The 12,645-nt window shown below is 74.0% G+C and carries 8 protein-coding genes; 1 reads left to right on the top strand and 7 read right to left on the bottom strand.

What is annotated here, in order from left to right; genetic code table 11:
- Positions 1-119: 119 nt before the first annotated feature.
- On the bottom strand, positions 120-947 hold the full coding sequence (locus tag OG490_RS14190) for an ABC transporter ATP-binding protein (protein WP_330296647.1): 828 nt from the start codon (positions 945-947) through the stop codon (positions 120-122).
- Positions 940-1,875, bottom strand: coding sequence for an ABC transporter permease (locus OG490_RS14185; RefSeq protein ID WP_443065812.1), 936 nt, complete (start codon positions 1,873-1,875; stop codon positions 940-942). The genes OG490_RS14190 and OG490_RS14185 overlap by 8 nt, the downstream gene beginning before the upstream one ends.
- A 140-nt stretch (positions 1,876-2,015) precedes the next feature.
- On the opposite strand from OG490_RS14185, the gene OG490_RS14180 reads away from it, so the two are divergent.
- Positions 2,016-2,636, top strand: a complete 621-nt coding sequence (locus OG490_RS14180) for a TetR/AcrR family transcriptional regulator (RefSeq protein ID WP_330296646.1) — start codon at positions 2,016-2,018, stop codon at positions 2,634-2,636.
- A 129-nt stretch (positions 2,637-2,765) separates the two neighbouring features.
- On the opposite strand, the gene OG490_RS14175 is transcribed toward OG490_RS14180, so the two are convergent.
- The 5 genes from OG490_RS14175 to OG490_RS14155 form a co-directional block, all read right to left on the bottom strand.
- A complete protein-coding gene (locus OG490_RS14175; protein ID WP_330296645.1) occupies positions 2,766-5,015 on the bottom strand; it encodes a bifunctional glycosyltransferase/CDP-glycerol:glycerophosphate glycerophosphotransferase in 2,250 nt (749 codons plus the stop codon).
- A gap of 174 nt (positions 5,016-5,189) precedes the next feature.
- A complete protein-coding gene (locus tag OG490_RS14170) occupies positions 5,190-6,071 on the bottom strand; it encodes a carbohydrate ABC transporter permease (RefSeq protein WP_330296644.1) in 882 nt (293 codons plus the stop codon).
- Positions 6,068-7,402: a carbohydrate ABC transporter permease gene (locus tag OG490_RS14165; protein WP_443065811.1), complete on the bottom strand. Its 1,335-nt coding sequence runs from the start codon at positions 7,400-7,402 to the stop codon at positions 6,068-6,070. The genes OG490_RS14170 and OG490_RS14165 overlap by 4 nt, the downstream gene beginning before the upstream one ends.
- Positions 7,403-7,407: 5 nt before the next feature.
- Positions 7,408-8,823: an ABC transporter substrate-binding protein gene (locus OG490_RS14160; RefSeq protein ID WP_330296643.1), complete on the bottom strand. Its 1,416-nt coding sequence runs from the start codon at positions 8,821-8,823 to the stop codon at positions 7,408-7,410.
- Positions 8,824-8,939: 116 nt separating this feature from the next.
- Positions 8,940-12,407, bottom strand: coding sequence for an FHA domain-containing protein (locus tag OG490_RS14155; RefSeq protein ID WP_330296642.1), 3,468 nt, complete (start codon positions 12,405-12,407; stop codon positions 8,940-8,942).
- Between the last annotated feature and the right edge of the window lie 238 nt (positions 12,408-12,645).

Raw genomic sequence — 12,645 nt, 5'->3', positions numbered from 1 at the left:
CCCGGGACCTCGTTGGTCCCGGGCCCGGCCCGTTCGTGTGTCGGCGCGGCGCCGTTGCCGGGGGCGCTGCCCCCGGACCCCCGCGCCTCAAACGCCGGCGGGGCTGGATTTCGGCGGGGCTAGTTCTTGCCCGATGTGAAGGCCTCGTACGCGTCGCAGACCTCTGCCGAGGGGCCGTCCATGCGTAGGACGCCCGACTCCAGCCAGATCGCGCGGTCGCAGGTCGCGCGGACCGTGCCGATGCCGTGGGAGACGAGGAAGACCGTGCCGGCCTGCTCGCGCAGTTCCTCGATGCGGGCCTGGCTGCGCCGCTGGAAGGCGGCGTCGCCGGTGGCCAGGGCCTCGTCGATCATCAGGACGTCGTGGTCCTTGGCGGCGGCGATGGAGAAGCGCAGCCGGGCGCCCATGCCCGAGGAGTACGTCCGCATGGGGAGCGAGATGAAGTCGCCCTTCTCGTTGATCCCGGAGAAGTCGACGATGTCCTGGTAGCGCTCGCGGATCTGCTGCTTGGTCATGCCCATCGCGAGGCCGCCGAGGACCACGTTGCGCTCGCCGGTCAGATCGTTCATCAGGGCGGCGTTCACGCCGAGCAGTGACGGCTGGCCGTGCGAGAAGATCCGGCCGGCGGCCACCGGCTGGAGGCCGGCGATGGCGGACAGCAGGGTGGACTTGCCGGAGCCGTTGGTGCCGATCAGGCCGATGGCCTCGCCCTTGTACGCGGTGAAGCTGACGCCCTTGACGGCGTGCACCTCGCGGACCGCGCCGGAGGTCGGCTTGCGGGAGAAGATCCGGCTCAGGGCGGCGGTGGCGCCGCCCCTGCGGCCGCCCGAGCCGTGCACCTTGTAGACCACGTGGACCTCGTCGGCGATGACGGTCGGGACGCGGGTGTCGGGGACCTGCGGGGCGCGGGTCGGGGTGGTGCGGGGTGCGGTTGCGGTATCAGCCACGGCCGTACTCCTCCTCAGCCTTCCAGAAGAAGACGAACCCGCCGACGCCGACGACCAGGGCCCAGCCGAGTGCGATCAGCCAGACGTGGTGCGGGAGCTGGTTCGCCTTGTACGAGTCGATGAGCGCGAAGCGCATCAGGTCGATGTAGACGGCCGCGGGGTTGGTCTTCAGGGCCGTGGAGACCCAGTGCGGCAGGTGGTCCGTGCGGAGCATCGCGTCGATGGACCACATGACGCCCGAGGCGTACATCCAGGTCCGCAGGACGAAGGGCATCAGCTGGCTGACGTCGGGGCTCTTCGCGCCGATCCTCGCCATGATCATGGCGCAGCCCGCGCAGAAGGAGGCCATGAGGAAGAGGGTCGGCAGGACGAGCAGCCAGTTCAGGGAGGGGGTCTGGCCGAAGATCAGCAGCAGGACGATCAGTGCGCCCATGGTGACGAGCAGCTGCTGGAAGAGCTGCACGACGGTGGAGAGGGGAAGGGAGGCCCGGGGGAAGTGCAGGGCGCGCACCAGGCCGAGGTTGCTCTGGACGGCGCGGGTGGAGGCGTTGACGCAGCTGCCGATGAAGTCCCAGATGAAGACGCCGGTGATCAGGAACGGCAGGTAGTTCGGCACGCCGTGGCTGGCGTGCATGACCAGGCCGAAGATGAAGTAGTAGACGGCCGCGTTGAGCAGCGGGGTCACCAGGTGCCAGACCTGGCCGAGGCTGGCCTGGCTGTACTGGGCGTGCATCCGGGCGGTGGCGTAGGCGGTGACGAAGTGGCGACGGCCCCAGAGCTGCCGGATGTAGGAGGGGAGCGAGGGGCGGGCGCCGCTGAGGGTCAGGTCGTGGGCCGCCGCCAGTTCGGCGATCGGGTCCGGGGCCTTGGCCCCGTTCCTGGCGGGCCTGCTCTTCGTGGGGGCCGGGGGCGCGGTGGTCACTGTCACGTGGGTCGCTTTCGACGGGGTCGGGGCGTCGCTGGCGATGGGACGTTGCGATGGGACGGGTCCGTATCGTCGCTACGGCGAGGGTAGGACGTGACGCGTCGAAACGCAACCGTATCGTCGTCGCGGGTTATGCTCTGCTCATGACCACTGAGCCTGCCGCCCCCGCCCCCCGAAGAGCCCCCGCAGGGGCCGCCGTACTGCGCGAGGACGTGACCGAGGCGATCCGGGCGGCCGTGGTCGAGGAACTGGCGACCGTCGGCTTCGCCCGGATGTCGATCGAGGGCATCGCACGGCGGGCGGGCGTCGGGAAGACGGCCGTCTACCGCCGCTGGAAGTCGAAGCTGCACCTGGTCCTGGACCTGGTGGGGGCATTCGCGGTGGACGGACTGCCGGTGCCGTCGACGGGAACGCTCTACGGGGACGTACGGGCGCTCCTGGAAGTGATGTCCCACGTGCTGCGGCACCCGGTCGCCTCGGCGGTGATCCCGGACCTGCTGGTCGAAGCGGCGCGCAACCCCGAGATCGCGGACGCGGTACGGGGAGCACTGCTGGAGGGGCAGCGGCGGATGGCCGAGGGGATCATCTCGGAGGCGGTCTCGCGGGGCGAGCTGCCTGTGGGGGTGGATGCGGGGCGGGCGCTTGATCTGGCGATCGGGCCGTTGTATTGGCGGCAGGTCGTTGTGCGGGACGGGGTCCCCGGGGGGTATCTGGACGACCTGGCGCGGTCGGTGGTCGCTGGGCTCAAGGCCCTGTCCGCCTGACGGGCGTGCGGACCGGCCCGGGCTGCGCCCGGGTTGCCGCTGCGCGGAGCCGTCCCCTACCCGCCCTTCCACCGTTCCCCGGGGCTCCGCCCCGGACCCCGCGCCTCAAACGCCGGCGAGGCTGATCAATTACGGCCAGCGGCCCGAGGTCAAGTGGGCCAGGGTCGGTTCCGGGGTGGCGGACGGGGCTGCCGGGGTGGGGCGGCGGTCTTCCAGGGGGACGATGGGGGATGCGGGCTGGCTGAGGAAGACCCGGCGGACTACGCGCTCCGCCGCGTGGCCGTCGTCGTGCGTGCAGAACCGGGTCCGGAACGAGGCGCGCAGCTGCGCGGAGCGCGAGCCCTGCCAGTGGCCCGTCGCGAAGATGTCCACCAGCTCGTCCTCGGTGCGGGCGATCGCGCCCGGCGGGAAGGCCCTCAGGTCGAAGTAGGTGCCGCGCGAGGCCTCGTACGCCTCCCAGTCGTCCGCGTGGATCACGATCGGGCGGTCCAGCGAGGCGTAGTCGAACATCAGGGACGAGTAGTCCGTCACCAACGCGTCCGAGGCCAGGCAGAGTTCCTCCACCGAGGGGTGGGCCGAGACGTCCAGCAGCCGCGGGTGCGGCTCCGGGGCCGCCGAGCCCGCGTACGTCAGGTGGGTGCGGGTCAGGATCGTGTAGCGCGGGCCCAGGTCGCGCAGGATCCGCTCGAAGTCCAGGTGGTCGGGGCGGCTGCGGCGGTAGTCGCGGTGGGTCGGCGCGTACAGGATGGCCGTCGAGCCCGGCGGGATGCCGAGGCGTTCGCGCAGTTCGAGGACCTCGGCCTGGGTCGCCCGGTGGAAGACGTCGTTGCGCGGGTAGCCGTATTCGAGCGTGGTGTACGAGGACGGCACCGCCTTCTCCCAGACGAGGGTGGAGTGGCGGTTCGCGGAGAGCAGGTAGTCCCACTGGTCCGCGCCCCGCAGCAGACCGGCGAAGTCCGTGGTCGGGGTGGCCGCCGGACGGTCCTGGAGGTCGAGGCCGACCCGCTTGAGCGGGGTGCCGTGCTGGGTCTGGAGGAGGACCTGGCCGGGGCGCTTGACCAGCGTGCGGTCGAAGTTGACGTTCGTGACCAGGTACGTGGCGCGGGCCAGCGCCGTCCAGTACGCCCTCGAACCCGGCCGCAGGGGCACGGTTTCGCGGGGCAGGGTCGAGGCGTGCGCCGGATCGCAGATCCAGGCCGTCCGCATGCGCGGGGCGAGTTCGCGCAGTTTGGCCTCGATGGCCGCCGGGTTGCAGGCGTAACCGCCGTGCCAGTACGCGGAGAAGACCGCCAGCTCCGGGCGCAGGGGCAGCAGGCGCTGCGTGCGGTAGTGCAGGCGCAGGGCGGATTCGCGCAGGCCCCGGCCCAGCGTGAGGCCCGCGCCGCCCGCCGCGAGCGAGGCGGCGCGCAGCGAGGACAGCAGGCGGTACGTGCGCCGCGCGCCCGCCCGCATCAGGAGGTGGCGGACCCGGTCGGTGCGGCTCAGGGACAGGGGGCGCGGGCCGGACACCCGGTAGCGGCGCAGCAGGGCGCTCGCCCGGGCGAAGAACTCGGAGCGGGCCGCGCGCGGGAGCCGGCGCGGGTCCGCGTACAGGGCGCAGAAGTGCTCGGCCATCCGCCGGTGCACGGCGGGCCGCCAGCGCTCCAGCTCGGGGCGGGTGGCGAGGTAGCCGAAGACGCGGTCGTACTGGTCGAAGATGTCGAGGTGGCGGCGGCTGGTGGTGGTCAGGATCGAGCCGGTGCGGCGCTGGCGGTAGTGGACGCACACCCGGTCCAGGACGGCCACGGACTCCGCCGCGAGGAGCGCGGGATAGGTCCAGGGGGTGTCCTCGTAGAAACCGGGCGGGAAGGTGAGCCCCTCGCGCTCCGCGTACTCGCGGCGGTAGGTCTTGTTCCAGACCACCATCAGCATGCCGAGGAGGGAGGGGCGGTCGGCGAGGCGGAAGCTGGCCGGGCCGTCTTCGGAGAGGCGGTGGGAGAGGCTGTTGCGGACCAGTTCGCCGGTCCAGAAGGTGCGCGCGTAGTCGTAGACCAGGACGTCCGGGGAGCCGGTGGCCTTGAGCCGGTCGGTGATGGCCTGCAGGGCGCCGGGGGCGAGGGTGTCGTCGCCGTCGAGGAAGACCAGGTAGTCGCCGGTGGCCCGGGCCAGGCCCGCGTTGCGGGCCGGCCCGAGGCCGAGGTTGTGCGCCAGGTGCACGGCGGTGACCCGGGGGTCCCGGGCCGCGTAGTCGTCGATGATCGAACCGCAGGCGTCCGGGGAGGCGTCGTCGACCGCGATCAGTTCGAGATCCGGGTACGACTGGGTCAGGACCGAGTCCAGACTCTCCTGGAGGTACGCCTGGACCTTGTACGCGGGCACGATGACGCTGAACCGGGGCACGGCACATCCAGGGGTCGGCGCGGGCATATTGCCCAGGAACCCCCGGCGTGGCGATCGGGTTACGCAGGGTGTGGCATTCGGGTTACGCAGCGTCAACCGGGCACGTCAGCACCGTGATCCAGGGGGTGCGCGGGGCTGTTTGACCGGGCTGCTCGACCGGGCTTTCGGGCCGGACTATTTGACCGCTCCCGCCATCACCCCCGAGACGAACTGCCGCTGGAAGGCGAAGAAGACGAGGAGCGGCACCACCATCGACAGGAACGCGCCGGGCGCGAGCACGTCGATGTTGTTGCCGAACTGCCGTACCTGCTGCTGGAGGGCGACCGTGACCGGCGGGTGCTTGGAGTCCGCGAAGACCAGCGCGACCAGCATGTCGTTCCACACCCACAGGAACTGGAAGATGCCCAGCGAGGCGATCGCCGGACCGCCCAGCGGCAGCACCACCCGTGCGAACAGCCGCAGTTCGCCCGCCCCGTCGAGCCGGGCCGCCTCCAGCAGCTCGCGCGGGATCTCCGCGAAGAAGTTGCGCAGCAGGAACACCGCGAACGGCAGCCCGAAGGCGGTGTGGAACAGCACCACCCCGGCGGTGGTCTCGAACAGCCCGATGGAGCCGAAGAGTTCGGAGACCGGGATCAGCGCCACCTGGACGGGCACGACGAGCAGCCCGACCACGATCAGGAACAGCCAGTCCCGGCCGGGGAACTCCAGCCAGGCGAAGGCGTATCCGGCGAGCGCGCCCAGCGTCAGGACCAGCAGGGTCGCCGGGACGGCGATGTACGCCGTGCTGAGCAGGGAGCCGGTGATGGTCTCGTTGGCCAGCAGCCGCTCGTAGTTCCCGGCCGTCAGCCGGGAGGGCGCGGTCAGCGCCTGCCACCAGCCGCCGCGGTTCAGTTCGGTGGGGGAGAGGAAGGAGGAGATCAGCAGGCCGAGGGTGGGCAGCAGCCAGAACAGGGCCGTCAGGACCAGGAAGACGCGCAGCGCGCCGCCGGCCGCGCGCGAGCCGAGGGCGCGCAGGGGGTGCGGGGAGCGCCGCGGGACGGTTCGGGGCGTGCTCATCGGCGGGCCTCCCGGCGGATCCGGCGGATGTTGTAGGCCATGACGGGCAGCACCAGCACCAGCAGCAGGACCGCGATCGCGGAACCGAGCCCCGGGTCCGCGTCGGTGCCGAAGGAGGTCCGGTACAGCTGGAGCGCGAGGACGTTGGCGTCGTCCTGCACCGCTCCCGGCGCGATCACGAACACCAGGTCGAAGACCTTCATCACGTTGATGACCAGGGTGACGAGGACCACCGCCAGGACGGGCCCCAGCAGCGGCACGGTGATCCGCCGGAACACCTGCCACTCGCTCGCCCCGTCCACCCGCGCCGCCTCCAGCAGCTCGCGCGGCAGGGCGGCCAGCCCCGCCCCGATCAGCACCATCGCGAACCCGGCCCACATCCACACGTAGGCCCCGATGACCGCCGGGGTCACCAGCGTCGGGCCGAGCCACTCCACGCCCCCGTACGCCTCCCGGAAGTTCGATGCGGGCAGTCGCAGCAGCGCCCCGTCGGCCCGCGCGGACAGGGTGAAGGTGCCGTCGGCCCGGGCCGTCGCCGTATCGACCACCCGGCCGTCCTTGACCGCCTCGATCCGCAGCCCGGCGAGCGCGGACTCGGTGGGGTCGACCGTGTTCACCGTGCCGCCGCCGCCCCGGGTGAAGTCCTGCCAGGCGGTACCGGTGACCTTCCCGGGCTCGGCGGCGGGCGCCTTCGCCGGGCCCGCGCCCTTGGGCAGGTCCTCCGGGGCGATCCCGACCAGCGGGAGCAGCACGGGCACGCCCGCCCGTACCGGATCGCGGGTCGTGTACCCGCCCCCGTCGGCCGGGAGCAGCGGGGAGTCCCGGCCGGGGCGGGCCTTGGGGAAGGCGGAGGATTCGGCGAAGGTGTCGTGGACGCCGACCCAGACGGCGTTGGCGACGCCCCGGTCGGGGTCGTGGTCGTAGACGAGCCGGAAGATGATGCCCGCCGCGAGCATGGAGATGGCCATCGGCATGAAGACGACCAGCTTGAACGCCGTTCCCCAGCGCACCCGTTCGGTCAGCACCGCGAAGACCAGACCGAGCGCGGTGGCGGTGACCGGGGCCAGCACCACCCACACCGCCGTGTTCTTCAGGGCGGTGCGGATGGTGGAGTCGTGGAGGATCTCCCGGTAGTTGCCGCCGCCCACGAAGGTGTCCCCGGGGCGGTCGAAGAAGCTGCGGTAGACCGAGTAGCCGATGGGGTGCACGACGAGCGCGCCGAGCAGGACGAGGGCGGGCAGGAGGAACGCCACCGCCGTCAGGCGGCGGCGCCGGGCCTCCCCCGCCCGGGTGGGGGAGGCCTTGGGCGCGGTCCCGGTCGTGGAGGCCACGGGGATCAGTTCCCGTAGGCCTTGGCCGCGTCCGCCTCCAGCCTCGCCTGGGTGCCCGCCACGTCCGACGGGTTCGCCAGGAAGTCCTGGAGCGCCTTCCACTCGCCCGCGCCCGGGGTCCCGCCGAAGGCCGCCGGAGCCTGGTCGGACATGTCGAAGCGGAAGTCGTCGCCCGCCGCGATCAGGGCCTGGGCGATGCCGCGCTGGATGTCGTTCGGGTACGCGCTCAGCTCGAGGGACTTGTTCGGGGACAGGAAGCCGCCCTCGCCCGCCTGGATCCGCGCCGAATCCGCCGAGGCCAGGAAGGTCAGCAGCGCCTGCGCGCCCTTCGAGGGCTTCAGCGCGACCGCCACGTCGCCGCCGGAGACCACCGGGGCCTTGGCGCCGACACTGGGGAAGGGGAAGACCAGGGCGTCCTTGCCCACCTTCGCCTCCGTCTGGGCGATGTTGACCGCCACGAAGTCGCCCTCGTAGACCATCGCGGCCGCCGGCCGGTCGCCACCGGTGAAGGTCTGCGTCACCGACTTGGGGAACTCCGTCGCCAGCGCCCCGCTCTGGCCGCCCGCCAGGAAGTCCTTGCGGCCGAACAGCTCGGCGAGCGAGGCCAGCGCCTGCTTGACGCTGTCGTCCGTCCACTTGATCTGGTGCTTGGCCAGCTGGTCGTACTTCTCCGGGCCCGCCTGGGACAGGTAGACGTTCTCGAACCAGTCGGTCAGGGTCCAGCCGTCGGCGCCGGCCACCGAGACCGCCGGGGTACCGGACGCGGACAGGGTGTCGGCCGCCGTCAGGAGCTCCTTCCAGGTCTTCGGGGGCTGGACGCCCGCCGCCTCGAAAGCCTTCGCGTTGTACCAGATCAGCGACTTGTTGGCGGCCTTGTAGTACACCCCGTACTGGGTTCCGTCGACCGCTCCCAGGGTCTTCCAGCCGTTCGAGTAGTTCTTGTCCAGCTGGGCCTGCGCCTCGGCGCCGACCGGCTGGACCCACTTGTTCTTGACCGCCGAGACCAGCGCGCCGACCTGCGGGAGCAGCGCCACGTCCGGCGGGGAGCCGCCCGCGATCTTCGTGCCGAGGAAGGTGACGATCGGGTCCTGCGCGGGCACGAAGGTGACGGTGGCGCCGGTCCGCTGCTCGAACTCCTTCAGCACCTTGGTGAAGTTGGCCTGTTCGGGGCCCGTCCAGACCGCCGCGACCTCCAGCTTCTCGCCGTCCAGCCGGGGTAACGCGACCGCGGGCCCGGCGGGCGTCGCACTGCCGCCCTTCGGCCCCGGCTCCTTGCCGCCGCCGTCGCTGCCGCACGCGGTGAGCGCGAGCGCGCCCGTGGCGATCAGCGCCGCCCAGGCGCGGGCCCTCGTACGGGCTCTCGTACGGGTCCTCGCGCCGGTCCCGGTCTTCGTGCGGTTCGCTCCGTGCAGTCTGCGCATGGCTCTGCCCCCGATGCCTGTGTGGCCGTGGTGTGTCCCGTGCCACAAGGTCTACGCCGCCCCGCGCACCCCCGCAATACCGCCTTGCCGGTGAGCGCGGCCCTTGCGGGCGGCCCTCAGGGGGCGGGCGGGAAGAGCACCGGTATCGCCGAGACCAGGTGCGAGGCCCGGTCCAGGGCGCTGGCCAGCAGCGCGAGGTCGGTCGGGCCGTTGCCCAGTTCGCGGACCGGACGGCGGGTCGGCGGATCGCCCATCCGCTCCCACTCCACCGGCACCACCGTCGGCCGTTGAGTCGCCGTCCGGGGGATCCTGCCGGTGACCCGGCCGCCCTGGAACGGGACGGCGCGGCCGTCGGAGTACCGGAGCAGACCGCGCCCGGGCCCCGGCTGGTCGGGGGCGTCGAGCTCGACCCGCAAGGTGGCCAGCCGGGCCAGCTCGGTGTCGGCGGTCCGGTCCGGGCGGGCGCTGGTGGCCACCAGGTGCACCCCGAGCCGGGCACCCTCGCGGGCCACCGCCTCCAGCGCGCGGACCACCGAACCGGCGGCGGGCCGGCCCGTACTGCCCAGGCCCGGCGCGACCAGCGCGTCGAAGTCGTCCACCAGCACGACCAGGCGCGGCAGCGGGCTCGGCCCCGCCGGGTCGGTGCGGGTGGCGGAGGAGCGCAGCCGCAGGGTGCCGGAGCGCTGGGGCTCCAGATCGCCGCGCAGTTCGCCCGGGGTGGGCTGACGGGGCGAGACCATCCGGTCGGAGACCTCGCGCAGCGCGTGCCACTCGGCGAAGGGCACCCCGTCCAGGAGCTCCGCCCGCCGCTTGAGCTCGGCGCCCAGCGCCTGCGCGAATTCCCGCATGCGCAGCGGGTCGGAGGCCACGAGATGGGCCGAGACGTGCGGCAGCTCGGTACAGGGCAGCAGCCCGTCACCGCGCTCCCCGCCGGCCCCGTCGAGCAGCACCAGGCCGAGCCGGTCGGGCCGGGAGGCGGCCGACAGGGAGGCGGCGACGGAACGCAGCAGCTCGGTGCGGCCGCTTCCGGCGGGCCCCTCGATCAGTACGTGCGGGCCGTCGGTGACGAGTTCGGCGCCCACGGGCCCGCGACGTCCGGAGCCGAGCACGATCTCGGCGAGGCCGCCGACGCTCTGGCCCTGGTCGGTGGCGGCGGCCCAACGGGCCATCAGCGAGGCCGGGGTGGCCCGCGCCAGCCCCAGCTCGTCGAGCAGCCGGGAGGTCGGGGGGAGGGTGGCGGCGGACGGCCGGTAGCCCTCCGTGGCGGGCGAGTCGGCCTTCAGTGGGGCCAGGGCGCGGGCGAACCGCTCCGCCCAGGCCACCGAGACGGCGTCGGCCGTGGCCGTCTCGCCGGGCGGGACCGGCTTGCCGTGGGAGACCGCGAAGGTCCGTACCGCCGTGGCCACGTCCCCGCTGAGCAGGGCGACGGTGCCGCAGTCCCGGAAGGCGGGGGTGGCGGCGCAGGCGCTCTCGTAGGTCTCGGCGACGAGCGAGGCGGGGGTCGTGGCCGGGGACTCGGCGAGCGCCAGCACGTGGATCCCGGCGGCCGGCCCGTGCGAGGCGAGGCGGCCGGTGACGTCCCGCAGGGCTCCGGCGCCGGGATCCCCGTCGAGGACGAGGAGGGTGTAGGGGCCCCGGTAGCCGTACGAGGCCTCGCGGACGGCCTCCGCGGAGGCGCCGGCCCAATGGACGCCGAGGGGACCGTCGTCGAGGCGGCGGGTCAGCTCACCGGCGCGGGCGGCCGCCTGATCGCGGTCGTACGCGAGCAGCAGCCGGCAGTCCTGCCCGTGCGCGGGCCGTACGTGGGGCAGCCAGCCGAGCCAGCCCCAGTCGCGGCGGCGTTCGGCGAGCGGGCGGGCCCGGTCGGCGGAGACCAGCACGATCTCCAGCCGCTGGCCGGGCGCGTGCAGGGCGGCGAGCTGGGCGATCACGGACCGGGCCACGCCGGTCAGGCGGGCCCGGGGCCCGGCGATGCCGAGCGCGCCGGTCTCCAGCAGCGCGACCTTGCTGCCGACGCCGAGCGTGACGTCGAGCCCGGCGGGCCCGGACCACAGCCGCGGGGCCGGACCGAGGGCGGCGAGCAGCAGCGCGGCGGGATCGTCGACCCCGGGCCGCGCGCCGGAGAACCCGGCCGCGGCGGCCGCGGCCACCGCCTCGCCGCCGACCGCCTCGGCGGCCTCCTCCCCGCGCACCCACTTGCGGGCCCAGGCCCCGATCCCGCGCCGGGCGGCCCGACGGGGCGCGGAGGCCCCGCCCGGACCGGCCGCGGAGCCGTCGCCTTGGGCGCCTTGGGCGGCTCGGGGGTCCTGCGGGCCCCGGGCCGCGCCCGAGGGGGCGCCCCAACCGGCTTCGCCGTACTGCTCCACACCGGCGACACCGGGCGATCCCGCGCCGGAGGCAACGTCGCGCCCGTGCTGCGCGGGGACGGAGTCTCCTTCCCGGCGGGCATCGGAGCCGATGCTGCCGTCCCAGCCGGCTCCGCCGGTGCGGCCCCGGCCGGAAGTGCCGGAGTCGTGGCCTGTCGCGGGCGTGCCCCAGCCGGTGCCGGAGGTGTCGGAGCCCTCCCACCCGGCCGCGCCGTGCTGCTCCGGGCCCGGGGCGCCGGAACCGGCCCGGGGGCCGCCGCCCGAGGCGCCGGGGCCGTGGCCCGTCCCGGAGGTGTCCCAGCTCGCGCCGGAGGCGCCGGAACCGGCCCGGCCCGCGCCGGGCATGCCGGGGTCGGGGGCGGAGCCCCCGTTTCGGGAAGGGGCGGGGTGGGGGAACTGTCCCTGCGGTCCCCCGCCGGGCCCCCGGGCTCCGCCGGACCCCGCGCCCTGGCCGGACCCGGACGGAGTGCCCTGCGTAGCGCTCCATGCTCCGCCGGAGGCGCCCGCGCCCGCGCCAGGGCCCGGCAGGGTGAGGGACAGGTGGCCCTCCAGATCGGGGGTCAGGGTCAGCGGCGCGGGCATCGGCCCCGTAGCGAGGCGGAGGGTGGATTCGCCGACCTGCAGCAGCGCCCCCGGCGCCAGCGCCACCGGCTCCGCCCCGACCGCCGCCCCGTCGAGCGCGGTGCCGTTCGTCGAGCCGAGGTCGGCCACGGCCACCCGCCCGTCCGGGAGCACCGTGACGGTGCAGTGCAGTCGCGAGACGTCGGGATCGTCGAGGGGGACGTCCGCGTCGGCCGAGCGCCCGATCCGGATCGCCCCCGGGTGCAGCAGGTGCACGCCGCCCGCGTCGGGTCCGGCCACCACGTGCAGCTGGGGGCCGTCCGCGGTCTCGGTGTCGGCCAGGACGTCGGGGCCGGGCAGGTGCAGGGAGAGGACCGCCCCGTCCACGAGCGGCGGTTCGCCGAGCACGCAGCGCGCGGGATCGAGCCGTTCCGTACCGGCGTAGAGCACGACCGTGCCGCCGGTGTCGGGCCCTCCGACGGTGGCCGCGAGTCCGGAGGCCACCGCGGACAGGGCGGTGCCGACGGGCGCGGTGACGAGCACGTCACAGCTGGCCGGTCCGGCGCCGCCGGAGGAAGCGGAGGAGGTGTGGGCGGTCGTGGCCTGGTGGTGGCCGCTGCGCGACCCCGACCCGAGGACGGTCAGCCGGATCTGCATCGCTGTCAGCGGTCCCTTCTGCGCGGTGCGCGGTGTTAGCGCCCGGCAGGGACCCACGGGGCACGGCACGGGATGGATCCCATGCGTGCCCGACCGCCCCCACCCGGCACGGACGCGTCGTCCGGTCAGGTCTGCCCGGAGCGGCGGGGCTCCCGTCCCGGCCGTTCCGTACGGGTGCATCCTCGCACCTGTCGTACACAACACGCCCGTCACCCACCGACAAGTGATCTTGATCGGT

This window comes from Streptomyces sp. NBC_00503 (assembly GCF_036346895.1).
Taxonomy (GTDB): domain Bacteria; phylum Actinomycetota; class Actinomycetes; order Streptomycetales; family Streptomycetaceae; genus Streptomyces.
Note: the sequence above shows the minus strand (reverse complement) of the source record. Positions and strands in the feature narration are given on the sequence as shown.

Excerpts from the sequence above, each read along its gene's own strand:
- OG490_RS14170 (WP_330296644.1), bottom strand. The coding sequence starts at position 6,071 with ATGAGCACGCCCCGAACCGTCCCGCGGCGCTCCCCGCACCCCCTGCGC.
- OG490_RS14180 (WP_330296646.1), top strand. The coding sequence starts at position 2,016 with ATGACCACTGAGCCTGCCGCCCCCGCCCCCCGAAGAGCCCCCGCAGGG.
- OG490_RS14160 (WP_330296643.1), bottom strand. The coding sequence starts at position 8,823 with ATGCGCAGACTGCACGGAGCGAACCGCACGAAGACCGGGACCGGCGCG.
- OG490_RS14155 (WP_330296642.1), bottom strand. The coding sequence starts at position 12,407 with ATGCAGATCCGGCTGACCGTCCTCGGGTCGGGGTCGCGCAGCGGCCAC.